Origin of the sequence: Shewanella canadensis (genome assembly GCF_003966225.1) — a bacterium.
Taxonomy (GTDB): Bacteria; Pseudomonadota; Gammaproteobacteria; order Enterobacterales; family Shewanellaceae; genus Shewanella; species Shewanella canadensis.
This window is the reverse complement of sequence record NZ_RXNU01000002.1, coordinates 355,322-379,321: the sequence shown is the minus strand read 5'-3', so window position 1 is coordinate 379,321 and position 24,000 is coordinate 355,322. Positions and strand designations below refer to the sequence as shown.

The window sequence follows — 24,000 nt, the reverse complement described above, 5'->3', positions numbered from 1 at the left end:
CCATGAATCGAACCATCATATCTATTGTGATTGCTATCAGTTTATCCGCTTGTTCGAGTCTCGGTGTCGAGCCATGGGAGAAAGATCAGCTGGCCAGAGCCGACATGGCGCTGGACAGTGAAAAATTAGATCTGGCACTCGATGACCATATCTATTTCAGTAAAGAGGGCAGCAGTGGTGGTCGCTCGTTAGCGGGAGGGGGCTGCGGATGCAATTAAAAAACAGACCAAAGATATCTACAGCATTAGCGATTGCCAGCTGTAGCCTGCTTGGTCATAGCGCTCAGGTTCAAGCCGGTGAAGAGGCGTTGGATGACTGGAAAGTCGATGCCGCCATCATGTACTACGGTGAGGAAGATAGAGTGCAAGCCGTTGAAGCTATCGGTAACGTGCAGAAGGCGTTTGGCGATGAGTCTCTGCTGGATATGAAGCTGGTAGTGGATAGTTTGACCGGCGCATCGGCATCCGGTGCCGTCGCCCAAGCAGAAACTCAAACCTTTACTCGTCCCTCCGGTGATGGTCAATATCAAACCGCCCCAGGTGAAACGCCTCTCGATGATACCTTCCATGATACCCGGGTGCAGGCAAGCGCCAACTGGGCGGAAATTCTCTCTCCGGTATGGAAAACCAATGTGGGTGTGAATGGCTCTAAGGAGTTTGATTATTTTTCTCTGGGTCTCAATGCTGGGGTAGAGCGCAGCTTCAATAAAGACAACACCACACTGGTGTTATCGGGGGCCTATACCTTAGATAACGTCGATCCGGTCGGTGGCAGACCCGTGGCTCTCTCTTCCATGGTACTCAGAGGCGATTATGACACCGAGGAGGAGTATAGAGCGGCGTTCGATCAGACTCGCATGGAGGGCTCGGAAGATAAGAAAACCATGGATATGATGTTGAGTGTCACTCAGGTACTGAGCCGCAGGTGGCTGTTTCAGGCAAACTACGGCCTGTCCAGCGTATCGGGTTATATGACTGATCCCTATAAAATATTGAGTCAGGTCGATGATACCGGGACAACACAGGGTTATCTGTATGAGAATCGCCCGGATTCTCGTCTCAAACACAGCTTCTATATGATGACGAAAGGGGCGCTGGATGCGGGCGTTGTCGATTTTTCCTACCGTTACACTACCGATGATTGGGACCTGAACTCTCATACTCTGGAGACCCATTACCGCTACTATTTCAGTGGGCGCTTCTATGGGCAGGTGCACCTGAGATATTATCAGCAACAAGCCGCCAATTTTTATCGCCCCTTCCTGATGACCGGCGAACCTCTTCCCGAATATGCCAGTGCCGACTACCGTATCGGTGATATGACCAGTTATACTTTGGGGCTCAAGTTTGGGCAGCGTCTCTCCGGCGGTCATGAGATGAGCTATCGACTGGAGTATTACCAACAAAACCCTGAGAATAATGGCTTTGATCTAGTCGGGCAGTTGCAAGATCACGATCTGTTTCCCGAGGTGAAAGCGATTATTGCACAGGTGAGTTACTCTTTTTAAAAAGTGCGAAATTGAAAGCGGGAGCATGAGTATTCAACAGCAAAGAGCATCATCCGGTTTTGAGTTGAGTCGTCGTAGCTGGGGACATTTAGGTTCGTTCCGCGCGATGGCGAGTCCCTGTGAGTTATTGATCGCTACCCAAGATGAAAATATTACGCGTGCCATGATGGCGTTGGCGACCGACGAGGCCCGTCGTATAGAACAGAAGTTCAGTCGCTTCATCGAGGGTAACCCCCTGTGGCAGATTAATCATGCAGCGGGGAAGGCCTCTCCCATCGATGCCGAAACAGCGAGTCTGCTGCAGTTTGCCCACCAGTGTCATCAGCTCAGTGATGGTCGATTCGATATCAGCGCCGGACCCCTAATGAAACTGTGGCGGTTCGATGGTGGTGAGATCCCCAAAGCTGCGGATATCGAGCAGGCGAGGGCGTTAGTCGATTTCTCTAAGGTGAGCTTTAATGAGCATCAACTGCAGTTTCCCGCCGGCATGTCCCTCGATTTTGGCGGTATAGCGAAAGAGTACGCCGTCGATAGAGTGGCTTATCTGCTTGCTGAGCAGTGGCCCGCTATTTCGGTGCTGGTTAACTTTGGTGGTGATATCGCCTGCCCGATATCTAAAGGGGCGAGTAATGAGCCCTGGCAAGTGGGGATCGAGAATCCACAACGACTCGACAGCGCTGCGGCGCTGCTGGAAATTCGTCAAGGCGCACTGGCCACCAGTGGTGATACCCGACGTTTTATCGAAAAGGATGGGAAACGTTTCGGTCATATCATCGATCCCAGAACCGGCTACCCTGTGCTCAAGGCACCACGTTCGGTCACCGTCCTCGCCCCCAACTGCGTCACCGCCGGTATGCTGGCCACCATGGCCATGCTTGAAGGCGAAAAAGCCGAAGTCTTCCTCAGCGAACAGGAAGTAGAGTTTAAGTGTTTCAGATAGCATCAAGATTTAAAGTATCTTAATGGTAAAACTTTAATCTTGCTTATCACCATATTGCTAGCAGCAAGAGCAGATGTAGCTACTTCTGTGGAACGCTATAAATATGTCCCTATACGCTCTGCGGTTTCATCCCTGAAACCGAAGCCCACAGGGAAGTGCTCGCGGCGACTCACAGAAGTATCTGCACATCCCCTCGCTGGAAGCGATAGATAACCATAAAGGTTAACTATCCTATAGCTCACCCAATATCAATGAACCATAGCAAAAAATGTAATCCACCTTCATTCGAAGGTGACCCGTACGAGGTGATAAATACCAATGAAGGTAAGACCTCCAATACACTTGCCAATAACAACAAGGTCACAAAAAAGCCCCGGAATAAATTCCGGGGCTGGTATCGCTAACAGCGATTAATACACCGATGGGTCGTCCTTATTAGGACGAGTCTTAAACCTGCGGTGGAGCCACATATATTGACTGGGGTTACGCATGATTATCTGTTCGATAATCCCGTTGCCACGTTTAGCATCGGCTATCTCATCTTCGCCGGGGAAGTTGTCCAGTGGAGGGAGTATCTCTATGTTGTAGCCCTTATCATCGGCATTTCGCACGACGCTGAAAGGCAGCACCTTGGCCTTGCCCAGACGTGCCAGGGTCGTTGCACCTGTGATGGTCGCGGCCTCAGGCATGGCGAAAAAGGGAATAAAGGTGGCACTTGAGCGTCCGAAATCCTGATCTGCGGTATACCAGATCACATCCGGGTTACGTAGGCAGCGTACCATTTTTCGCAGATCTCGCTTGGAGACTAAGGCCTTATTCGAACGAAGGCGACCCTTAACCTGCAGGTACTCCATCACGGGATTATCGTGAGGGCGGTAGACGCCAACTCCGGGTTGGAACTGACCGAAGATTCTGGCTCCCATCTCGAGTGGCAGGCAGTGGACCGCAAACAGAATAACGCCGTGGCCGTCATTGAGGGTCTGTTCCACATGCTCCTGACCCTTGATGGTCATATGACGTTGAACCTTTTCATCCGACCACCACCAGGCATTGATGGTGTCGAAAATAGCCTTACCCGTCTCTTCGAAGTTACGCTTGAGTAAGCTCTGTTGCTCTTCGACTGTCATTTTTGGGAAGCACAGTTCCAGGTTTCGCTTGGCCGTATTGACCCTTCTGCCCATAAGGGTCTTAGCCAATCTGCCTATCATGGCGCCCAGCTTCATCTGTATCTGAAGCGGGAGGAGTTGAGTGAGGCGCATCAAAGCGACACCGAACCAAAGCAGCCAGTATTTGGGGTGATATAAATGCGCTGAAAATTGGGCTTTCTCTACCACGGTAAACTCGAAAAATTGGAAAGTAAGGGGGTATTCTAACGTAAATTAACACCAAAAAGTGGGAAAATGATCGGCTATTGTCACTCCTATCTGTGCCTGTTAGTTAATGGCAAAATTAGGTACAATCGGTCATTAATTTTTGAAAAAGATAAGAGTGTTATGAAGGTTTCTCTACCAGCTTTTGAAAAAGCAAAGGTGTTAGTTGTCGGTGATGTGATGTTAGACCGTTACTGGACAGGCCCTACCGGCCGCATTTCGCCTGAAGCGCCTGTGCCTGTGGTTAAGATCTCACAGATCGAGGACAGACCTGGTGGGGCGGCCAACGTAGCGCTCAACGTGGCAACCTTAGGTGGCCAGGTGAGTCTTGCTGGTATCGTTGGCAAAGATGAGGCCGCAGATGCACTCACTACCGGCATTCAGGCCTTGGGTGTCGAGCCTAAATGGCATTGTGTAGAGGGTAAGCCTACCATCACTAAGCTCAGGGTTATGTCCAGAAATCAGCAGCTTATCCGCTTGGATTTTGAAGAGGCTTACCCTGAGGATGAGAGTAAGGCATTACTGGCTCAGTCTGAATCTGCACTGGATAATGTGGCGGTGGTTGTGCTGTCAGATTATGCGAAGGGGGCGATCACTCAGCCTCAAGAGTTTATTCAGAAGGCTAAAGCCAAAGGCGTTAAGGTGCTGGTAGACCCTAAAGGGAGTGACTTTTCCCGCTACCGTGGTGCGTCGTTAATCACTCCCAATATGAGTGAATTTGAAGAGGTTGTCGGTAGCGTCTCTTCAGAAGCCGAGTTGGTTGAAAAGGCACAAGCCCTGCTTAGCGAATTTGATATCGAGGCTATCTTAGTGACCCGCTCTGAAAAAGGGATGACTTTAATTACCGCCGACGCTCCCGAGCTGCATATTCCTACCGTGGCACGTGAAGTCTACGATGTGACCGGTGCAGGTGATACCGTTATCTCAGCGCTTGCAACCTCTTTAGCGGCGGGGAGCGACCTGCCTCAGGCTTGTGCTATCGCCAATGCCGCAGCCGGTATCGTCGTCGCTAAATTAGGGACTTCAACGGTAAGTCGAATTGAATTGATTAAAGCGCTGTCGCTTAATCACGGCGAGTCTGGCTTTGGCGCGGTCAGCGAAGATCAGCTGGTTTATGCCCTTGAGCAAGCGAGACTTCGCGGCGAACGGGTTGTGATGACCAATGGTTGTTTCGATATCTTACATGCAGGGCATGTGAGTTACCTTAAACAAGCCAGAGAGTTAGGTGACAGATTGATTGTTGCCGTGAATGATGACGATTCAGTTAAACGCCTCAAGGGTGAAGGGCGTCCGGTTAATCAGTCGGATCGTCGTATGGCCGTTTTAGCTGGCTTGGCCTCGGTTGATTGGGTGGTACCATTCACCGAAGATACTCCGCAGCGTATTATTTCCAGACTATTGCCGGATCTGCTGGTGAAAGGCGGAGATTACAATGTTGAGGATATTGCGGGTGGTAAAGAGGTGATTGCCGCCGGTGGTTCCGTGAAAGTCCTGGGCTTTGAAGATGGCATTTCGACGACGTCGATTATAGAAAATATCATGGCTAATCAGTGATCTGTTCAGCGCTTGCGCTGAGTGTTAGCTTGCTTTGGACCGATATCGGTTCAAAGCAGGCGATGATATGTGACCTACAGTCACTTCAATCGTGTTTAGATCAGTTACCCTCATCTGTTCGCCACCAATTACCTGCTAACTTCTCTGAATTTAATCAATTATTGGGCCAAAGAGGCGCCATGGTGATGGCGGTTGAAGACAGGTCTATCGCCGGATTGATTCTTACCTCGCCCGAGAACATTCCCGAGTCACTCTCTGTCAATTTGTCCGGCTCTATTGTCTCTTTTAATCTTGAAAACCAGCATCAGTTAACCTTGTGGCATGAAATGGGTCATTTGGAGGCCAAGGAGCTGCTGGATAGTGGTTTAATTGATGAACTTACGCCATACATGCATGAATGGCTGGCAGACTGTTATCTGGCCTGGCGAGTGGCGCGAGAGACAGGAAGCTTAGGGCTTATTTGGCAGCAATATCATCGAAGAAACATCGATGTGATGCAGAATGTGACAGCTATGTCGCACTGGACGGTGCCGGTACTGTCCCAGCTACTGAGCCGATATACGCTTCAGGAGTTGATGGCATTCGAGACATTCAGTGATTTGATGGTCGATATCCTCCCCCAATTGGCACTTCTTGAGCCCGATAGCCTCGCCGAGTTTTCCAGCTTGCTCCATCGCACCTTTAGTACCCAAGTGCTTCAGCCGTTACCTAACTATATGTTTTGGCGAAAACCTGATTTAGGGCACTATCTCGAGCCAACTCTGATTAAGCTGTTGGGCGAGGATGCGGCCCAACATTGGTTGCGAGAGCAAAGGATGTTGGCGGGCAATGACGTTTTGCCCGAGAAACAGAGTGAACAAGCTGAACTTTAGCTGAACCTTTGCTGAACGAGAGTCAGAAATTCAGTATATGCATCACCTTACTGAAGAAATCTCCAACCTGTTTTGATAGCATATAATACCAATCAGTATAAGAAAGTGATCTACTCAGCGTGTTTTTTGGCAACTAATTCAAGGCGAATGGATGATGGAATGGTTGTTCCCTTGTAAGGCCATTCAACGCAGAAGTAGGCAGCCAAAAACACGCCTAACAGGCGAGTTTTAGCGCATCCGATGCTGTGTTAACGAGCTTGAACGTAGATCAACTATGTTCTTTACTCGTTGCCTTGCCTCAGAAGCGCTAAATTCTCGCTGAGCGATCACATCTTTATACTGATTGGTATAAGGCATCATAAACGATAAGATTGGAGGATCGGCAATGGCTAAGCGCTCAAAAGTTCAAACTGAACAAACGATAAATCAAATTCTGGACGAGGCGCTAAATCAGATCCTTACTCTTGGCTATGAGCCGATGTCATACACAACCCTATCCGATGCGACGGGGATAAGCAGGACAGGCATTAGTCACCACTTCCCACGTAAAGTCGATTTTTTGACCCGGTTAGACCCAAATATTGCCCGGTTATTTATTCGTGGGTTAGACTTCTCCGGTTTAACTCAGCTAGAACAGTCCTGGATGGCGGCGTTAGCGCAACCAACCCATGCTGCTATATTGAGACTATTTTTTAGCTTGTGTGGTTATTCCGGCAATGAAGTCACCCTATTTCGAGCGGTCAGTCAGACCAGGGAAACGGCAATGTCAGAACTGGGCGACGAAGGGGGAAAGCTTGTCAGTGATCTGTTAGGGAGAAGCGCGGTAGCCTTGCTTGCTCAAACCGCAGAAGCCGAGGCGGCTTAGTCGAGTTGTGTAGATAGAATGTAAGACATCAGTCAATGAGATAAAAAGTCTAAGAGATAAAAAGTCTAAGAGATAAAAAGGAGCCGAGGCTCCTTTTTTATGGTTATCTGTTTATATCAGCTGGCAATCTGTTTCACGCGGCTCTCTTCTCACGCCGCTCTGTTTTCACGTAGCTCTATTCTCACGTAGTACGAGGCTCGGGTTGAAGTCGATATCCCCCTCATCATCGATAGTGACTAGCCTGTCATCCTGTCTTGCAACCGCCGTCTTCTCATTCTGTGATTGTCTGACAAACAGTAGCTGATACCCCAGTTTTGCAAGGGTATAGAAAGCGAATCTTTGCGCAGTGGAAAGACGGTGCCAGTGCTGCTCTAAATTGGGCTGAGTGACTCTTCTATCATTAAAATCTGCAAAAGAAGAACCCAGAGTCGATGCCTGCATGTTAACCACTCCTCACTGTCACTATTAGATAAGCCCGAACTTATATAAGCAGATGTTTAATTTTTATGCAAGTGACAAAGTGATACAGCTTGAGCCAATAGCTAATGTAAGTCAGGTTAATATTCTGTTTTATTTGGGGAAGCCTGTTAAAAATAGGGCTATAAGAAAAAGTGTGGGGTTATCAACTAACAGGGCGTTAAGGGATGATTTTTCGATAAGAAGATAAAACTGTCGCTCCTTATCAGTAGAGTCCACGACCAAAAAAGATTAATGCTTATTTGGTCGAGGGGATGAGCGGTTCATTGGGGTTAGAAATGCCACTGAAGGTAGAGGGTTTGATAGTTACTGCCACCACCGATACGGCCAAATGCAGAGCTTTTCTCATAAATGCCGGATCTATGGTGAATGCTGTAACCCATCCACATATTGCTTAAGTTACGACTTTTAAACAGATCCCCCATATTTACATCTAGCGAAAAGTCTAAATAGTTAAGCAGCTTAGAGGGCTTATAGCCTTTCTCTTCCATCTCAGTCCCTTCGATGTGAGTGACGCTGCTGACATAAGAGAGTCCCTCTGCCACACCTAAGCGCCACCTTGGTCCGATCTCGAAGGTGTAGAATGCCTTAATTGCCACCACGCCTTCTGCAAGGTTTCCCTGAACTTCAGAGTCGTGGTGCCAAACAGCACCAGGGGTGAAATAAAGCTCTATCGGCAGAGTAAACAGGGTTTCGGTGAGTCGAGTTCCGTAGAATACCGAAGTAAGCTGGTTATTATAGGGATCGGTTTTGGTCTGCCATGACAAGATGGCATTAAGGTTCGATGGGGTCGCCCAACCATGGGCCACTCTTATGAACTCATCATCTGAGTCAGCTTTAGGGGGGAATTTAGAGTTTGAATCAGAGTATGAATTGGGCGTTCTCTTCTTGCCTGAATCGGGATAGAAGCCGAAACCAAAAAATGATTCATATTGATACTGGCTGTCTATGGTCGGCAGGTTGACGATATCATCTTCGAGTCGTCCCACCCCAAACTTGCCTAACAGGTAGAGATTACTGACAAGGTGATAGCGTGCGGTGACGCCGGCATTAACCTCTACGCCACCTGAGGTGTCATATTGTTCTAAGCCGTAGTAAAACTGGTTGAAATCAGCACTCTTCCAATTCAACTCGGCATAAGGACTGAGGTACCAGTCACCGGACTCCCAATGGTATTTGGTTCGTGAATAACCATAACTGCGTTTGTTCGAGTCGGCCATGAATGCGACATCGGCTTCCCAGGGTCCCTTGATAAATCGGTATTGGAGGCCGAAATCGAAAGCTTGAGACTGAGATTCATTTTGTAGCTCTAAAGGGATATCGACAAACCTGAAGCGGGTGTATGCGTTGACCTGATGGTTCTCATTCTTCCAAATATGTGCGCCCGCCTCCATGCCATCGATAAATAAGTAATCGTTTCTGAATTTGATTAAAGGAAGAATATCGTTAACGCTATCATCGTCGACAGCAAATGGAATATCTCCCCGCCTTACCCCCATCGCGAGACCCCAATTTTCAGCTTGATATTGGGTCGCGTAAACCTGAGTCAATGGTTCGTCAAGTTCGTTACTCTCCTTGTTCTCGGAGGAAGCGCTCACTATGTTGGGGAGGGTCAGCGCGAAAATAGAGCTAATGAGCAGTGAGTTAAGTTTCATCTTTTTTTAATTATTATCGAACTTGTGATGCTAGTATAGAATGAAAACAGGAAGTTAAAAAATTATTTGTGTCAAAACTATTCTGTTGATAGTTGAGCCAGGCTTCTCGCTAGTTTCACTTTATCTCATCTACCGCGTGCGCGGTTCCATCTTCCCCCTATATTCGCCACTCTGTTTACTTGTATGAAATCTACTCGTTTTGCAGCCGCTTATGGCCATTTTGCCCCTATTCTGTCGGATATTTGATCACTCATATATCAAAAAGGAATTAAAAATTAGATTTTATTCTTTTTTGCTTTTCTGTATAGACGCTAAGCTAACCGATATTACACAGATATAGGGCCGTTTCTCATGTTGTTAAAAGAGCTTTCATCACTCGCTTCTCCCCTGTCACAAGGACAGGTCGATAAGTTAAAGCAGCTCACCTCTGAGCTGAGTGCCATTCAACTCGCTTGGGTGGGAGGATACCTGTCGGCGTCTGCCGGGCAAGCAACTGTAAATGTTGCGGATACTGAACCCGCGCAAACGATGACGATTTTATATGGTAGCCAAACCGGGAACGGTCGTGGCGTTGCCAGCGAACTGGCGGCGAAGGCTCGAACGCAAGGCTATGCGGTCAATTTAGCTTCTATGTCGGATTACAAAGTAAGACAGTTGAAGCAAGAGACGCTGCTGCTGGCGGTCGTGAGTACCCATGGTGAAGGTGAAGCGCCGGATGATGCGATAGAGTTGCATAAGTTTCTGGCATCGAAACGCGCTCCCCGACTTGAAAACTTAAACTATTCTGTGTTGGCTCTGGGAGATTCAAGCTACGAATTCTTCTGCCAGACAGGTAAAGACTTCGATGAGAGATTATCAAAGCTCGGTGCTACCTCGATTCAACCTCTGGTTGAGTGTGATGTGGACTACGAGTCTGCGGCGGAGCAGTGGCAAGAGAGGGTACTGGAAGCGGTTAAGCCACTCATTCAGACCTCCGGCGCGAGTGTGGTTTCTATCGCACCCTCTGTAGTGGAAAATGAATACACCAAGCAAAAACCTTATACCGCGGAGATCTTAGTCAGCCAAAAACTAACGGGCCGGGACTCGGACCGTGATGTTCGCCATGTCGAAATTGATCTGGATGAATCGGGCTTAAGCTATCAAGTCGGCGATGCCTTAGGTGTCTGGTTTACCAATGCCGAAACCTTAGTCGATGAAATCTTGACTAAGCTGGCACTCGATGGTGACTCACCGGTGACCGTTGGCAAGGACTCCCTGTCGCTCAAGCAAGCCTTAATTGAGAAGAAAGAGTTGACTCAGATCTATCCGGGTTTGGTTCAGGGGTGGGCTGCGTTAAGTGGAAACCGGGAGTTGCTTAATACCGTCGAAGATAAAGAGTTAACTCGTCATTTTGTGCTGAATAACCAACTGGCCGATCTCGTCGCTGACTATGCTGTGAAGATCACTGCGACTCAACTGCTTGAGTTACTTCGCCCTATCACACCTCGTCTCTACTCTATCGCTTCGAGTCAGGCCGAAGTTGAGTCTGAAGTTCATTTGACCGTTGCCCTGGTTGAAGATGAGCATGAAGGTACGACTCGATTCGGTGGTGCGTCTCAATTCTTGGCCCAGGCGGAGGAGGGGACGGCGATTAAGGTGTATGTCGAACCCAATAATCACTTCAGATTACCTGAAAATCCTGAGACTCCTGTGATCATGGTGGGGCCGGGGACTGGCGTCGCACCATTCAGGGCGTTTATGCAGGAAAGGTCTTCTCAGGGTATCGAAGGGAACAGCTGGCTTATCTTTGGTAATCCACATTTCGAACAAGATTTTCTCTATCAGACCGAATGGCAGCAATATCTTAAAGAGGGTTCGCTCGCCCGTCTCGATTTGGCTTTCTCCAGAGATCAAGCGCATAAAGTTTACGTTCAGCATCGTATTGCCGAGCAAGGCAAAGAGTTATGGGAGTGGTTGGAGTCAGGTGCTCACCTCTATATCTGTGGTGACGCCGAGCGTATGGCGAAAGATGTCCATCAGGCATTACTGGATGTTGCGGTTAAGTTCGGCGCTAAGACGCCAGGGGAGGCCGAAGCGTATTTCGAAGCCCTACGCAGCGATAAACGCTACCAAAAAGATGTCTATTGATCGCTCCGAGGCTTGATTCGACTGAGTGCGGATCCCTTGAGTGTGATTGAAATGATTAAGAATATTGATGTGACGCCCTGAGATTGGGCGTTACACCTGGATAATTAGTGAGACCTTGCCATGACTGTAGAAAATGTTGAAGAGAAATTATCGATAAATGAACACCTGAAAACCGACAGTGACTTCCTTAGGGGAGGCATTGAAGAGGGGCTCGATACGGCGGTCACCGGCGCATTTAGCGAGGGCGACCAGCAATTAATCAAGTTCCATGGTTTTTACCAGCAAGATGACCGGGATCTACGTAATGAACGTAAGGAGCAGAAGTTAGAGCCTCTCTATAGTTTCATGTTGCGCGCCCGTGTTGCCGGTGGTGTCTGTACACCTGAGCAGTGGTTAGGTGTCGATGAGATCTCATCGACATTGACCAGTTCAAACAGTATTCGACTCACGACGCGTCAGACATTTCAATATCATGGCATCTCGAAGCGTAACCTCAGAACCTTGATCCAGAGTCTGGACAAGAAGGCGTTAGACTCTATTGCGGCTTGCGGTGATGTAAACCGAAACGTGATGTGTAATCCAAATCCTGTTGAGTCACGTCTTCATGAACAGGCTTATTACTGGGCTAAAAAGCTGTCAGATATCTACCTTCCAAGAACTAAGGCGTATGCCGAAATCTGGTTAGGTGATGATAAGGTTGCTACCAGTGAAGGGGATGAGGTTGAACCCGTATACGGTAAAACCTATCTGCCGCGTAAGTTTAAGATGGCCGTTGCCGTGCCACCGGATAACGATGTCGACGTTTACACCAATGACTTGGGTCTTATCGCCGTTGCAGAAGAGGGCGAGCTTGTCGGTTTTAACTTGGTCGCCGGTGGTGGTATGGGGTCGACCCATGGTGAAGTCGAGACCTTCCCGCGTCTTGCCGATGACTTTGGTTTTATCAAGGCCGAAGACACCCTGAAATTTGCCGAAGCCATTTTGACCGTTCAACGTGATTGGGGTAACCGCTCTAACCGTAAGCAGTCACGACTTAAGTACACTATCGTCAAGCATGGCTATGAAGCCTTCAAGGCTGAAGTTGAAAAGCGCGCCGGCGTTAAGTTCGAACCCAAACGCGACGTGGTGATCGGCGATCGCGGCGATCGTTATGGATGGATCAAAGGGGTCGACAACAGATGGCACCTGACACTCTTCATCGAAGGGGGTCGAATCAAAGATCTTCCGGGTCAGCCACTGCAAACCGGTTTAAGAGAGATAGCTAAAATCCATAAAGGTGATTTTAGAATGACCTCAAATCAAAACTTTATCGTTGCCGGCGTTGCCGAGGAAGATAAAGACGCGATCGAGGCTCTGGCCCGCAGTCACGGTTTGATGGGCAAGCTTATCTCCGAAACTCGTGGCCGCTCTATCGCCTGTGTGGCTTTGCCAACGTGCGCACTGGCTATGGCCGAGGCGGAGCGCTATTTCCCCGATTTTCTGACTAAGGTTGAGTCCTTGCAGGAGAAGCATGGTTTTGCCGATCAGGGCATAGTTATCCGTATGACGGGTTGCCCTAATGGATGTGCCAGACCCTTCGCGGCCGAAATAGGCCTGGTGGGTAAAGCGCCGGGTCGCTATAACCTCTATCTTGGGGCGAGCTTTGAAGGGACTCGACTGAATAAACTCTATCGTGAAAATATTCAGGAAGCCGAAATCTTATCTGAACTCGACCAACTGTTCGCTCGCTATGTGAACGAGCGTGAAGAGGGCGAAACCTTTGGTAATTTCACGGTTCGCTCTGGCGTAGTGAAAGCGGTTCTCGATGCCGCTAAGGACTTCCATGACTAACTCCGTAAAGGTGAAGTCCATCGTCTCCTCCGATGAACTTCAGGCGTTACTGAACGCGCCTCAAGTTGAGCAAAAGCTTGAGCTTGAGCGTATTAATCAGTTTTTGTCTGAACTAACCCCGGCTCAACGGGTTAGCTGGGGACTCGATTATCTGCCGGGAAATCATGCCCTTTCGTCAAGCTTTGGGATACAGGGTGCTGTTATGCTGCACCTGGTTAGTGAGCGCAAGGCTGATATACCTGTGATTTTGACGGATACCGGTTACCTCTTCTCTGAAACTTATCGGTTTATCGATGAGTTAACCGAGCGATTAAAGCTAAACCTTAAGGTGTTTGCATCGCCGCTGACTCCGGCCTGGCAGGAGGCGCGTTTCGGCTTGCTCTGGGAGAAGGGCTTAGATGGCCTTGATCAATATAACAGGATGAACAAGGTCGAACCTATGCAGCGGGCTCTGGGTGAATTGGAGGTCGGGACCTGGTTTGCCGGGTTGCGCCGTTCTCAATCGAGTACCCGTGAGGCGCTCCCTATTCTCGCTATCCATGGTTCGCGCTATAAAATTCTGCCGATCCTCGAGTGGAGTAATAAAGATGTGCATGAGTACCTAACAGAGCATGATCTTCCCTATCATCCCCTTTGGGAGAAAGGGTATGTCTCGGTAGGAGATGTGCATTCCAGCAAGCCAATGGAGCTGGGCATGAGCGAAGAGGAGACGCGTTTTAACGGTTTGAAGCGAGAGTGTGGTCTGCATTTCGATATCTAACTCTGATAAGGGGGTTATTCTTGCTTTTTGAAGGAGATTCATTGAGTGATATGAGCGGCATAAATTCATGATTGTGGATAAAAGAGTGTTTCTGACATCGTTGTCATCTGGCTAATTTAATGAGTTTTTATCCACTCAGGTTATACTTTAGTTCTATTTTTTAATTTTTTTGTACATAAATACTCACAAACTTATGCACAGTTCGTTTTTTAGTCTATAGTTTGTGGTTCCCGTAGATGGTTTTAGAATGCTGTTCTGTATCGAGTCTGTCATCTGTTGAGTTGGACTCAGTGGTTTTTAGTTCTTCCTTGAGCTTATCGTCATTCATGTGATGATACTCACTAAGAGTCACAGACAGAGCTGTCAGCAAACAAAAGCCTTGCTCGTTTCACTCCTTGAGATGAGTTAGTGGTTTTGATTGGCTTGCTGGCGCCTGCTTAATCAAAAGCCGTTACACCTGAATAGCCCGACGTGGCTATTCAGGTCGTATCTCAGAGTCTGTTTATGCTTCCCTTTTCCATCACTCCCTTTTGCCCGCCCGTTATAGTATATTTAAAACCTATGTCTACAGGGAGTTCTCTTTAATATCGATTGGTATAAGTTAAGTAGACACGAATATTGTTAATTTTAAATGGAGTTTGATGGATGAAGAAAATAATAATTGCAGCAGCCGTAGTCGCCGCTGGTGCGGGTGGATATTGGTTGAGTCAAGACAAGCCAAGTTCCGCTTCCGGTCAGTCTGATACCGTTTTGGCCTCTGTTCCTGCCGATACTCCGCTATTTTCCGGTCAGCTGAAGCCTTTTCCAATCAAGTCCTACGTGAACTCTCTTTCCCAAAGCTATAAGACGGCCCCAGCTGAGCTTTTTGCAGAGTTAGAGCAGTCTGATGACGCGAGAGCTAAGTTTCTCTTGAGCCTGAGCCGCTCATATATGGACAGCCTGCAAAGCGGTGAGCAATTTATCGAGACCTTTGGGTTGTCGGAACAGATCCGTAGCTATTTCTATACTCTGGGCATCTTGCCTGTCGTTAAATTTGAAGTGGAAAAGCCTCAGGCGATATGGGCTTTACTCGATAAGGCTGAGCTAGACAGTGGTTATAGCCATGAAATAAGAACGTTGAAAGGGCTGGATTATCGTGTTTATACCCTAAGCGATATAGGTGACCCCGAGAAGTTAGAGCTCCTGCTTGCTCAAAAAGATGGCTTGCTGACGGTAACTCTCAATAGTGCATTTATCGATGAGCCAACTCTGGAAACGGCGTTAGGTTTACGCCCCGTGGCTCAGTCACTGGCCGATTCAGGAATTATTGAGCAGATCATTAACACTCATGGTTTCAGCGACGAAGCGATTGGTTATCTGAATCATCAGGAGATAGTCAAAGCAATTACCACGAAAGAGGGCAATCAACTGGCTCAGCAGATAACGGCTTTCTCTGCTCAAGAGGGGGAAGATCTGCTTGCCGAATTCAGAACCCCTGAGTGTCACAAAGAATTTTCTGCTATCACCGCCAATTGGCCGCGTACGGTATTTGGGGTAAATAGTACCAATATCGAGGATAAACAGAGCAGCTTCGATATCTCAACGATCATAGAGAGTAAGAATCAGACCCTGCTCGATGCCCTTAAAAAAATGCGTGGTTTCATACCCGATTACGCTAAAAATCCTGGTGACTCAGTGTTTTCAATGGGAGTAGGCATTGAACTTAACCAACTGGTTCCATCATTGACTGCCGTTTGGGATGAGCTACTGCAGCCACAATACCAGTGTCAGGTCCTGCAGGAGTTTCAGCAGGAGTTATCGGGTCAGAGCCCGGCAATGTTAGGCATGTTTACCGGCATGGCAAATGGAGTCAGAGGGGTGAGCGCCGCGATTATTGATTATAAATTTTCCGAACCATCGGCTTCAGGGCAGGGCGAACCAGGGTTAGAGAGTATCGATGCCATAGTGAGCTTATCTGCCGATAATCCGAGTATGCTGTTTAATATGGTGAAACCTTTCGCTCCCGAGTTAGCCAATATTCAACTGCCCCAAGATGGTAGCGTTATCGACCTCTCTCACCTGCTTCCTCTGCCGCCTGAGTACGGCATTAAGCCTAAGATGGCTGTGAAAGGCAGTCACTTGGTGTTGTTCAATGGTGAGAAGGCGAAGGCCATAGCTGAGCAGTTGGCCGCCGAACCGCTTACCGATAATGGCTTGTACAATATCGCTTTAGATTATAAAAAGTTATTCACGCCAATTGTGACCTTGGCAGAGATGACGGGTGAGCCGCTTCCCGAAGAGCTCTCTATGATGAAAGATTATGATATGCAGGTGAAAATGGGCGTGGATATCAATGAGCAAGGCATCGTTTTTGACTCATATATTAATAACAAAGTTACACCAGCGGAAGAGTAAGTTAACATCCCTCTTTCAGATAGAGCCAGCATCGCTGGCTCTTTTTTTTGCCTAATACCGATTGGTATAAAAGTAAGGTGCGATATGTTAGTTGCCGGAATGTTTTTGAAAGCAAATGAGGTTCGAATCGTCACCCTTAACGGGACACGTGCCACTCATGAATTGGTGGCTCCAAAAACGAATAAGTTCACCTTAATTAAGAATCCGACTCAGGATGAAGTTGTCGCTTTTGGTGAACAGGTGAAGGCATTTTGCATCGAACATGGTATCGACAAGCTAGTGCTGAATCGACGTGCGAGTAAAGGTCAGGGGGCAGGAGGCGCGGGGACATTTTTAATGGAAGGTGTGATTTTAGCCCTGTCTCCATCGAGTATCGAGCTCGTGCATCCGGCAACGGTTCGGGCGACAGATAAGCGCACATTAGAATTTAAAGCGTTAAAACCAAAAACCGTCGATCTGGGCAAGGCTTACGATCTGGCATTTGAGCTTCTAACTTAAGTGTTTAAAAAGTAGTAATTAATCATTTCAGTATGGCGAGGTATTGAGTGGTCATGAACCGATCTATTTTGAATGATAATTTGCTTAGATATTCCATCAAGCCCTTAAGTAGGGTATAAGGGCGCTATGAAAATTCCGAAACGTATTCAGCCTCTCGTAGATGAAGGCTTAGTTGATGAAGTCCTTCGTCCATTAATGAGTGGCAAAGAGGCCGATGTATTTGTTGTTCGTAGTGGCAGTGAAGTTCGATGCGCCAAAATTTACAAAGAAGCCGAGAAGCGCAGCTTTAAACAGGCTGTTCAATATCGTGAAGGTCGTAAAGGCCGTAATAGTCGACGCGCTCGTGCAATGGAGAAAGGCTCGAAGTTTGGTCGTAACGAACAGGAACAGGCTTGGCAGAATGCCGAGGTTGATGCCCTGTTTCGTCTCGCTCATGCCGGCGTAAGAGTACCTCAACCATATGGTTGCTTCGATGGTGTGCTGTTAATGGAGCTCATTACCGATGAGCAAGGGTTTGTTGCCCCCAGATTAAACGATGTCACCCTGACAACTGAGCAGGCTCTGGCGCATCATAAAGTGGTCATGAAAGATGTGCAGCGTATGCTCTGTGCTGGTTTGATCCATGGCGATCTGTCCGAATTTAATGTCTTGCTAGACAGCTGCGGGCCGGTGATCATCGATCTCCCTCAAGCCGTCGATGCGGCAGCGAATAATAACGCCAAGAGAATGCTTGAGCGTGATGTTAATAATATGACCCAATATTATGGTCAGTTTGCTCCAGAGTTGCTGAAGACCAAATATGCGAAAGAGATGTGGGCACTGTTCGAGTCGGGTAAGTTGAATCCTGAGTCAGAGTTGACCGGGAAATTTAAAGAGAGCACTAAAGCGGCCGATGTTGACTCAGTGCTGGCTGAAATCGAAGCGGCCTTCGATGAAGAGCAGGAACGCAAAGAGCGGATCCGTGAGTCGATAGAAGGGTAGAGCTAAGATGGTGCTGCGCTGGTGGAGCTAAGATGACGCTACGCCGGTGGAGCTGAGATGACGCTGCGCTGGTGGAGCTGAAATGACGCTGTGCTGGTGGGGCTGAAATGACGCTGCGCTGGTGGAGCTGAAATGACGCTGCGCTGGTGGAGCCGAGATGTCGCTGCGCTGGTGAAGCTAAGATGACGCTTCGCTGGTGGAGTTAAGATGACGCTTCGCTGTTAGGGCGAAGCCCGTCGAATAGGCTAAGCCGTCCGCGAAGCGATAGGTCGTAGACCGTCATCTTAGTTTCTTACTGCTTTACTGTTGTTTTTCAATTCCCAACTGTTTCAACGTTGCTGCAATATCTTCCGCTGCCGTTTCGGCGTTAATATCTTCGTCAATTTTTAAGATTGTTCCATCTTCACCGATATAAAATGTCACTCTACTGGCTACGCGAACAAAGTTGAGGACATCATAGGCTTTAGCGGTCTCTTTGGTCGGATCGCTTAACATCGGAAAATCTGCTTTCTGCTTCTTGGCAAAGTCCTGGTTATCTTCTAAGTCGTCGACGCTGGCCATCATATATGCCGCATTGTACTCACGGATTAAATGTCCCTTTTGAACGAGAGAACGACATTCGAGTGTGCATCCATGAGTATTGGCCATAGGATACCAAGCGAGCACCAATGTCTGTTTACCTAAGTAATCCTTGAGTTGATAGAATTCACCGTTGGTGGACTGTAATTTAAAGTCCGGCGCTTTGTCTCCGACCTTGAGATCGCTTGCCTGCACATAGGCCGAGCAAGTCAGTATCAAAGACATGATAAGTATTTTAGTCAGTTTAATCATTACTATCTCCTGAATCCATTAATCCAATTTAACTAAGACATTGAAAAAATCAAAGCTAACAGATGTTACAGCTTGTTTTTAATCTGATCCTCTCATTCCCCTCTACCAGAGTCGAAAGAGTTTCGCCGGATTCAATATTTACAAGTTGTTGTTTCGTTTGCGCTATATCGTCATCTTGATGTTCAATTTTTATTGAACAATCGAGCCGTATCATACCAGTGGTAGCGACCGTTGGGTGAAGATATATTGCTACCTGAGAAGTTGAGAATTGGCACTCTAAGTCGGCTAAACTTATTTGGGAGTCATTGAGGATGATGCAGTCATCGAGCCGCAGCTCTATGGCGATATTTAATTTAGGCTTGCTCGACAATTCAAATTTTTCAGCCTTCTTTCTGTACTGCGCATTCAGATAGAAGCCACCGATTGGACTACTCATTTTATATTCCATTATCTGTTTTATTATTTTTTGAGGCGACAAGCTTTCCGCAGAAGCCGAGTGTCTCACATTCGCCATTGCTAATATTTACTCTACTATGCATTTTGATTATTTTCTAGCTCAATGAGGTAGTTTGCATAGTTTACCCAGTCAATGATCAGTGCCTTGATAAGCATCTCTGTGCCCGGGTCTGCATTAGGATGCTCCCCCTTCGCCTTGAGTGTTTCGACGACATGCCTGACTTCTATCGGCTTAAGCGTTAACCTGAAATTATCTTTAGGGCTTGGGTTGGCATCCGATTGAGGATTAAGGGGCCCACTCATCTGATTTTGTACGCTAAGTGCCAATCTGGGATTGACTCCACGAAGCAAGGCGACTGTCATGCGCAGTGCCCCGCGGTTAAAGGTATCTGCCGTTAACAGGTGCTTGGCCTTATTGGACATCTAGGTTGCTCCTGAGGTACTCATAGTTAAGGGCTGTTTTAACTAATATTAACAGAAGCATTGCCTGAATTGATATCTGGCTTTCTCATCGTGTGTTTTGAGAGAGGGCCGACGCTCGTTAATTAATATTAAGGGGAGCTTTGCCTCCATAAATCGATGGGTGCTGAGTTTTTCGAATCGGCTGTTTCCACTCGTTTGAGCGATAGTTCAGGTACAGCAGCTTGATTATTTTCACCGGGCCTTCTCTCGTGTGAGAGTAGAGTGACTAAACCTTGCCAGTGAATGGTTTCATTGATTGGTAGCCTGATATCCGGGTGGGTACCCATACCCGATAATAATTGTCCTTTTGCGCTGTAGGCAATACTTGCAGTGACTCTTACCTCGATATTGCTCTGGGGTAACCTGAAACCGTATCGTTTGCCTAAGTCTCCGGAGGTCTTCTCTCCAATAAGTGTCACTCTGGGCAAAGACTTCGCTACGTAAGCTATCCATTCGCACTCTTGCCGACATTCGGGACCGATTAAAAGTGCGAGACGATGAGCCTTATTTTCATTAGTGTTTAATTTTTCCACTGCGGGAGAGCGTCTGGCATACCAGTGCCCAAAACGGGCTGCATTTTCATTGTTTATCGTGTGGCTGATATCTGAAAACTGAAGCTGCTCGAAGAAATTAAACTCATCGAAAGGAAGAAAGTTAAGCGGCCTGAGCAGATCGCCCTTAAAGTCCGTCGAGCGCCGATATTGTGATAACGCCATCAGGTATCTATCGCCTTCATCACTCCCACTAAATTGCTCTGGTCCTGCAAACTCACTTACCAGTAGCCTCAATAGCCTGTCACTGTTTCCGGTAACCTCTCTTAAGTCCAGGATGGTTAACGGGTGAGTAAAGGCAAGTTGTAACTCCTTAAGCGCCAAGGGGTTGGTTTCAAACCGGGTTAAATCTGTAATGCTAATCAGGGCGGCGTGGCTTTCAATATCGAGTGGGTCTTTGAGGATGAGTGCATCTTTTAGCGGGGAGTCTGTCTGCACAGCTAATATCAGCTGTATGTTCGAATCTCGGTTATCAGTCAGGGTGAGCCTGACTTTATCGGTAACGGTGAGTCCCATCTCGGCTCTTAGCATGTTCAGTTGCGAAAGCCATTGTGTCTGCTGAGAAGTACTTAGCCTCAGGGAGCGCGGAATAAAACGTAAACTGATATCTATCCAGCGAGAAAGTGGAATTCCATCGATATGAGTAATGTAGGGATGTTCCGGGTCTAACAGTTGCTCGTCCTCGTTCAGCGCGAGCCAGGTATCCCCCATGGGTCTCAACCGTAACGGTAGGATGCCTGAAGCTTGTAAATGCGTGGTGATGTTTGCGCCCGGGTCATCGAGCATGGCGATGAGTTTTATTACTTCGGCTTTGAATTTGTCGCTGGTAATATTGATGGGGTAGCGATAAATAATAGAGTCTACTGCCCGCTCAATGTTTTCCAGCCGTGAGCTATCCAGGCCAGAAAATGCCGAATATTGCCTGATCTCATCAACTAATATATGGAGATCGTGGCGCATTTCACCATGACGCAGATTCACCCTGTATTCTGTGGAGGTGAGGGTTAAATGCGCCAACTGCAGTGTACTTATCAGTAAACATAAGCCAAATGTATTTACTATCTCTTTAAATCCAAACTTCATATCACTCCTTGATATGTATACTTCAGCGCGCTATCTGCGAGAAGCTTCAGATAAAACAGACCCAAAAACCGATTCAAAAAAAGTGGATGTGATACACAAGATGGGTGATGAATACTCAGCTTATGTATCTCAATTGTAGTCTATCTGGCTTTATTCATAACCCTTTCATTCATCAAGTTATGGCGTTTGGCGGATAGCTGGCTCTTTGTATCTCATTGATATATTGGATTTATCGTTGGTTTTGTACTGCCCGATGAGTTGGGTTTACAGCCTGACATTTTCAGATGGATTGGAGATTAATGCCATCATCTATCCGGCGCCCTTCGCTGCCATCAGGCTCTATTCGCTGCCAATAATACCAATCGGTATAAAGATGTAATCGCTCAGCGAGAATTTAGCGCTTTCTAGGCAAGGCAACGAGTGAAGAACATAGTTATTCTACGTTTAAGCTCGTTAACACGGCATAGGAAGCGCTAAAACTCGCCTTTCAGGAGTGTTTTTGGCTGCCAACTTCTGCGTTGAATGACTTCAGAAGGGAGCACCATTCCTTCATCCATTCGCCTTGAATTAGTTTGCCAAAAAAACTCTGAGTAGATCACTTTCTTATACAGATTGGTATAAATGCTGAGTAAAGATTGTTTGGATCCGGCTACCTCAGCCTTTCGATTAGAATTATTTGAGATAAGTTAGTGTCAAAGTCGAGAGGGGTAATATTCTTGTCATTTAATTGTTTCGCTGCTTTAAATTATTGGACAATCCAAGCTACTGTTTTTTAATGGTTAATAAGTCAGTCTTGATATTGGCACTCAGTAAACGCTTTGTTTTGAGGTCATATCATTGGAACAGAATCGCCCTAATAACTATAAGTTATAAATATTAACTTTTAACTATTTATTAAGTTATAAGCTGGCCGTTATATTTCACTGTATTCAATAGTATGTGGGGCTGTGAGATGGAAATTGTAACTTTACCGGGTCAGAGAGCGGGTGGAAAAGTTTGGCTGGTAGGTGCAGGGCCGGGAGATGTCGAATTGCTGACACTTAAGGCTTACCGGATCCTAAAGAGTGCAGATGTCGTTCTCTACGATGCACTGGTCAGTGAAGAGATCATGTCACTCGTTCCCTTTGATGCTGAAAAAATTGCCGTCGGTAAACGAGCCGGTAAACATAGCGCCAATCAAGATGAGATAAACCAACTTCTGGTGACTAAAGGATTTACCCGTAAGAATGTGGTGCGCTTAAAAGGCGGAGACCCGTTTATCTTTGGCCGTGGCGGAGAGGAGTTGCAAAGCTTAGTTGAAGCCGGGTTGGAGTTTGAAGTTGTACCGGGTATTACCGCGGCCAGTGGCACCTCATCCTACGCGGGTATTCCCCTGACCCACAGAGATTATGCTCAGGGCGTAACCTTTATCACGGGACATTGTCAGTTGGGCAGCCGACCGATGAACTGGACAAACTATGCCAACCCCAATAACACCTTAGTTATCTATATGGGGATCCTCAATGCGGGGGTTATCAGCCAAGGGCTTATCGATGCAGGGCGAAGTGCGCAGACCCCGGTAGCCATCGTCTCTAAGGCGACAACATCCGAGCAACGCCGTTTTATCGGTAAGCTGGGAGAGCTGGAACAACTCGCGGCAGATCCTGAATTGAAGATGCCTGCCTTGATGATTATCGGCGAGGTGGTTCAGCTTGCCGATACGCTTAACTGGTTTACCCCCCAAGCTCATAGCGAGTCTAGGGCCATCAGTTATGAGCTATGATTTGTGAGATTTTCCATGTAGGAGTGGCTTTAGCCGCGAATGTTTTGGGATTTAAACCTTTAACTCTGGGCTTGTCGCCTTTAAGCCTTACGGTTTAAGGCTTCTCCCTCGTAACTTAAAACTTAAAACTGTCTTTCCCTGCCTTTAACTCGTTCTCACTCAATCTTAAAATCTTTTGAAAATAGTGCTTTGAAGACTTTTACGTATTCAGTGTCAGCCTTGGGGTGTATGAGTTGAGTTAACTCGTCACCGATAGGCGTTAATCGATAATAATTAAACAGCAGATGACCGCTCTTAGGGGTTAACTTCATTTTTTCATCGAGCAAGGTGAAGCTCATGGGAGTTTTGCTGTTTAATAGTCCGGTCTCGAACTCGCCTCGGTGCAGAATACCTGCATCGACTAAGGTCAGAATATTGGAGTAGGGCAGGCCAAAATTGGACAGACCGATATTGATAGGTGATGATTTTCTGAATATTTGCCCAAAACCGCCAGTGTATCGATAGCCTATGATTAGCTTTAGGCGTGATTCATTATTGACCTTTACCGCCATACCCAAGGCTTTTTCAAATATCTGAGCTTCTTTATGGGTTAACTGCTTTAGGGTCGATAAGGTCCTTAAACTAAAGTTACCTGGGGTGGTTATTTCATTGGCCAGTATTCGTCCCCATAACTCCTGCATCTTGCGGTTATGGATCTGCTCGGCGATTTTAAAAAATTGGTGTGCCCAGTCCGGATCCAGGTCGACCCCGGTTACATCGGAAGGCGTATTGCTGAGTGCTATCGCATAAATCGTTTCTAAATTAGCTTGGTACTGGCTGGATACTTTTTGCTGACGAAAGGCTGCCCGTTCGGCAACAGAGGCGCTGCTGGGGCGATAGCCCTCTTCACTACTTAACCCTAACTGGCGGCCCAATAGCAGCGCTTTTTTTCGGGCCGACACATCAGACTGTGCAGCCTTTGCCTCATTGATCCTTGCTAATTCAACCATGCTCTACCCACGGGGATGTTATCGAACGAATATTAT

Annotated in this window: 21 protein-coding genes; 13 read left to right on the top strand and 8 right to left on the bottom strand. The window is 47.3% G+C overall.

Translation table 11 applies throughout. The annotated features are described in order from the left end of the window. Positions 1 to 2: 2 nt before the first annotated feature. The 3 genes from EKG38_RS05175 to EKG38_RS05165 are packed head-to-tail and all read left to right on the top strand — an operon-like array spanning position 3 to position 2,447. Positions 3 to 218 carry a DUF4266 domain-containing protein gene (locus EKG38_RS05175; protein WP_126519190.1) on the top strand — a complete coding sequence of 72 codons (216 nt, stop codon included), beginning with the start codon at positions 3 to 5 and terminating at the stop codon, positions 216 to 218. Beyond that, positions 209 to 1,507 carry a DUF3570 domain-containing protein gene (locus EKG38_RS05170; protein ID WP_126519189.1) on the top strand — a complete coding sequence of 433 codons (1,299 nt, stop codon included), beginning with the start codon at positions 209 to 211 and terminating at the stop codon, positions 1,505 to 1,507. The genes EKG38_RS05175 and EKG38_RS05170 overlap by 10 nt, the downstream gene beginning before the upstream one ends. A gap of 25 nt (positions 1,508 to 1,532) precedes the next feature. Then, entirely contained in the window at positions 1,533 to 2,447 is a 915-nt protein-coding gene (locus EKG38_RS05165) for an FAD:protein FMN transferase (protein WP_126519188.1), read from the top strand. A gap of 410 nt (positions 2,448 to 2,857) precedes the next feature. Here the strand turns inward: EKG38_RS05165 and EKG38_RS05160 are convergent, their stop codons facing one another. After that, positions 2,858 to 3,781, bottom strand: coding sequence for an LpxL/LpxP family Kdo(2)-lipid IV(A) lauroyl/palmitoleoyl acyltransferase (locus EKG38_RS05160; protein WP_126519187.1), 924 nt, complete (start codon positions 3,779 to 3,781; stop codon positions 2,858 to 2,860). Positions 3,782 to 3,940: 159 nt separating this feature from the next. Here EKG38_RS05160 and hldE point away from each other — a divergent pair, with 159 nt between their 5' ends. From hldE to EKG38_RS05140, 3 genes are all read left to right on the top strand, one after another. Beyond that, positions 3,941 to 5,371, top strand: a complete 1,431-nt coding sequence (gene hldE, locus EKG38_RS05155) for a bifunctional D-glycero-beta-D-manno-heptose-7-phosphate kinase/D-glycero-beta-D-manno-heptose 1-phosphate adenylyltransferase HldE (protein WP_126519186.1) — start codon at positions 3,941 to 3,943, stop codon at positions 5,369 to 5,371. Further along, the gene (locus EKG38_RS05150; protein WP_246033095.1) at positions 5,368 to 6,243 is read left to right on the top strand and encodes a hypothetical protein; all 876 of its coding nucleotides are present in this window, start codon (positions 5,368 to 5,370) and stop codon (positions 6,241 to 6,243) included. Before hldE ends, EKG38_RS05150 begins: the two co-directional genes overlap by 4 nt. A gap of 385 nt (positions 6,244 to 6,628) precedes the next feature. Next, positions 6,629 to 7,108, top strand: a complete 480-nt coding sequence (locus EKG38_RS05140; protein WP_126519185.1) for a TetR/AcrR family transcriptional regulator — start codon at positions 6,629 to 6,631, stop codon at positions 7,106 to 7,108. A gap of 165 nt (positions 7,109 to 7,273) precedes the next feature. On the opposite strand, the gene EKG38_RS05135 is transcribed toward EKG38_RS05140, so the two are convergent. Together EKG38_RS05135 and EKG38_RS05130 are read right to left on the bottom strand one after the other, a co-directional pair. Continuing rightward, positions 7,274 to 7,549, bottom strand: coding sequence for a hypothetical protein (locus EKG38_RS05135; protein WP_126519184.1), 276 nt, complete (start codon positions 7,547 to 7,549; stop codon positions 7,274 to 7,276). Between the two features lie 308 nt (positions 7,550 to 7,857). Next, the gene (locus EKG38_RS05130; RefSeq protein WP_126519183.1) at positions 7,858 to 9,240 is read right to left on the bottom strand and encodes a MipA/OmpV family protein; all 1,383 of its coding nucleotides are present in this window, start codon (positions 9,238 to 9,240) and stop codon (positions 7,858 to 7,860) included. A gap of 351 nt (positions 9,241 to 9,591) precedes the next feature. Here EKG38_RS05130 and EKG38_RS05125 point away from each other — a divergent pair, with 351 nt between their 5' ends. From EKG38_RS05125 to EKG38_RS05100, 6 genes are all read left to right on the top strand, one after another. Further along, positions 9,592 to 11,367, top strand: coding sequence for an assimilatory sulfite reductase (NADPH) flavoprotein subunit (locus tag EKG38_RS05125; protein ID WP_126519182.1), 1,776 nt, complete (start codon positions 9,592 to 9,594; stop codon positions 11,365 to 11,367). 120 nt (positions 11,368 to 11,487) lie between these two features. Then, positions 11,488 to 13,197, top strand: a complete 1,710-nt coding sequence (cysI, locus tag EKG38_RS05120) for an assimilatory sulfite reductase (NADPH) hemoprotein subunit (protein ID WP_126519181.1) — start codon at positions 11,488 to 11,490, stop codon at positions 13,195 to 13,197. Beyond that, positions 13,190 to 13,957 (top strand): phosphoadenylyl-sulfate reductase, encoded by a 768-nt coding sequence (locus EKG38_RS05115; protein WP_185826780.1) that lies wholly within the window; start codon positions 13,190 to 13,192, stop codon positions 13,955 to 13,957. The genes cysI and EKG38_RS05115 overlap by 8 nt, the downstream gene beginning before the upstream one ends. 645 nt (positions 13,958 to 14,602) lie before the next feature. Continuing rightward, positions 14,603 to 16,351: a hypothetical protein gene (locus EKG38_RS05110; RefSeq protein ID WP_126519179.1), complete on the top strand. Its 1,749-nt coding sequence runs from the start codon at positions 14,603 to 14,605 to the stop codon at positions 16,349 to 16,351. An 84-nt stretch (positions 16,352 to 16,435) separates the two neighbouring features. Further along, positions 16,436 to 16,849 (top strand): DUF3010 family protein, encoded by a 414-nt coding sequence (locus EKG38_RS05105; protein WP_126519178.1) that lies wholly within the window; start codon positions 16,436 to 16,438, stop codon positions 16,847 to 16,849. A gap of 126 nt (positions 16,850 to 16,975) precedes the next feature. Next, positions 16,976 to 17,830: a PA4780 family RIO1-like protein kinase gene (locus EKG38_RS05100; protein ID WP_126519177.1), complete on the top strand. Its 855-nt coding sequence runs from the start codon at positions 16,976 to 16,978 to the stop codon at positions 17,828 to 17,830. Positions 17,831 to 18,130: 300 nt separating this feature from the next. Here the strand turns inward: EKG38_RS05100 and EKG38_RS05095 are convergent, their stop codons facing one another. From EKG38_RS05095 to EKG38_RS05080, 4 genes are all read right to left on the bottom strand, one after another. Then, a complete protein-coding gene (locus tag EKG38_RS05095; RefSeq protein ID WP_126519176.1) occupies positions 18,131 to 18,661 on the bottom strand; it encodes a peroxiredoxin family protein in 531 nt (176 codons plus the stop codon). Between the two features lie 55 nt (positions 18,662 to 18,716). Then, the gene (locus EKG38_RS05090) at positions 18,717 to 19,097 is read right to left on the bottom strand and encodes a hypothetical protein (RefSeq protein WP_126519175.1); all 381 of its coding nucleotides are present in this window, start codon (positions 19,095 to 19,097) and stop codon (positions 18,717 to 18,719) included. Positions 19,098 to 19,192: 95 nt separating this feature from the next. After that, complete coding sequence (locus tag EKG38_RS05085) at positions 19,193 to 19,540, bottom strand: hypothetical protein (RefSeq protein ID WP_126519174.1); 348 nt, start codon at positions 19,538 to 19,540, stop codon at positions 19,193 to 19,195. A gap of 128 nt (positions 19,541 to 19,668) precedes the next feature. Next, positions 19,669 to 21,213, bottom strand: a complete 1,545-nt coding sequence (locus EKG38_RS05080; RefSeq protein WP_126519173.1) for a S41 family peptidase — start codon at positions 21,211 to 21,213, stop codon at positions 19,669 to 19,671. A gap of 952 nt (positions 21,214 to 22,165) precedes the next feature. On the opposite strand from EKG38_RS05080, the gene cobA reads away from it, so the two are divergent. Then, complete coding sequence (gene cobA / locus EKG38_RS05070; protein WP_126519172.1) at positions 22,166 to 22,975, top strand: uroporphyrinogen-III C-methyltransferase; 810 nt, start codon at positions 22,166 to 22,168, stop codon at positions 22,973 to 22,975. Between the two features lie 155 nt (positions 22,976 to 23,130). Here cobA and EKG38_RS05065 read toward each other — a convergent pair whose 3' ends face one another. Next, complete coding sequence (locus EKG38_RS05065) at positions 23,131 to 23,964, bottom strand: TIGR03899 family protein (protein WP_126519171.1); 834 nt, start codon at positions 23,962 to 23,964, stop codon at positions 23,131 to 23,133. Positions 23,965 to 24,000 lie beyond the last annotated feature (36 nt).

Excerpts from the sequence above, each read along its gene's own strand:
- EKG38_RS05175 (WP_126519190.1), top strand. The coding sequence starts at position 3 with ATGAATCGAACCATCATATCTATTGTGATTGCTATCAGTTTATCCGCT.
- EKG38_RS05170 (WP_126519189.1), top strand. The coding sequence starts at position 209 with ATGCAATTAAAAAACAGACCAAAGATATCTACAGCATTAGCGATTGCC.
- EKG38_RS05165 (WP_126519188.1), top strand. The coding sequence starts at position 1,533 with ATGAGTATTCAACAGCAAAGAGCATCATCCGGTTTTGAGTTGAGTCGT.
- hldE (WP_126519186.1), top strand. The coding sequence starts at position 3,941 with ATGAAGGTTTCTCTACCAGCTTTTGAAAAAGCAAAGGTGTTAGTTGTC.
- EKG38_RS05140 (WP_126519185.1), top strand. The coding sequence starts at position 6,629 with ATGGCTAAGCGCTCAAAAGTTCAAACTGAACAAACGATAAATCAAATT.
- EKG38_RS05135 (WP_126519184.1), bottom strand. The coding sequence starts at position 7,549 with ATGCAGGCATCGACTCTGGGTTCTTCTTTTGCAGATTTTAATGATAGA.
- EKG38_RS05130 (WP_126519183.1), bottom strand. The coding sequence starts at position 9,240 with ATGAAACTTAACTCACTGCTCATTAGCTCTATTTTCGCGCTGACCCTC.
- EKG38_RS05125 (WP_126519182.1), top strand. The coding sequence starts at position 9,592 with ATGTTGTTAAAAGAGCTTTCATCACTCGCTTCTCCCCTGTCACAAGGA.
- cysI (WP_126519181.1), top strand. The coding sequence starts at position 11,488 with ATGACTGTAGAAAATGTTGAAGAGAAATTATCGATAAATGAACACCTG.
- EKG38_RS05115 (WP_185826780.1), top strand. The coding sequence starts at position 13,190 with ATGACTAACTCCGTAAAGGTGAAGTCCATCGTCTCCTCCGATGAACTT.
- EKG38_RS05110 (WP_126519179.1), top strand. The coding sequence starts at position 14,603 with ATGAAGAAAATAATAATTGCAGCAGCCGTAGTCGCCGCTGGTGCGGGT.
- EKG38_RS05105 (WP_126519178.1), top strand. The coding sequence starts at position 16,436 with ATGTTAGTTGCCGGAATGTTTTTGAAAGCAAATGAGGTTCGAATCGTC.
- EKG38_RS05100 (WP_126519177.1), top strand. The coding sequence starts at position 16,976 with ATGAAAATTCCGAAACGTATTCAGCCTCTCGTAGATGAAGGCTTAGTT.
- EKG38_RS05095 (WP_126519176.1), bottom strand. The coding sequence starts at position 18,661 with ATGATTAAACTGACTAAAATACTTATCATGTCTTTGATACTGACTTGC.
- EKG38_RS05090 (WP_126519175.1), bottom strand. The coding sequence starts at position 19,097 with ATGAGTAGTCCAATCGGTGGCTTCTATCTGAATGCGCAGTACAGAAAG.
- EKG38_RS05085 (WP_126519174.1), bottom strand. The coding sequence starts at position 19,540 with ATGTCCAATAAGGCCAAGCACCTGTTAACGGCAGATACCTTTAACCGC.
- EKG38_RS05080 (WP_126519173.1), bottom strand. The coding sequence starts at position 21,213 with ATGAAGTTTGGATTTAAAGAGATAGTAAATACATTTGGCTTATGTTTA.
- cobA (WP_126519172.1), top strand. The coding sequence starts at position 22,166 with ATGGAAATTGTAACTTTACCGGGTCAGAGAGCGGGTGGAAAAGTTTGG.
- EKG38_RS05065 (WP_126519171.1), bottom strand. The coding sequence starts at position 23,964 with ATGGTTGAATTAGCAAGGATCAATGAGGCAAAGGCTGCACAGTCTGAT.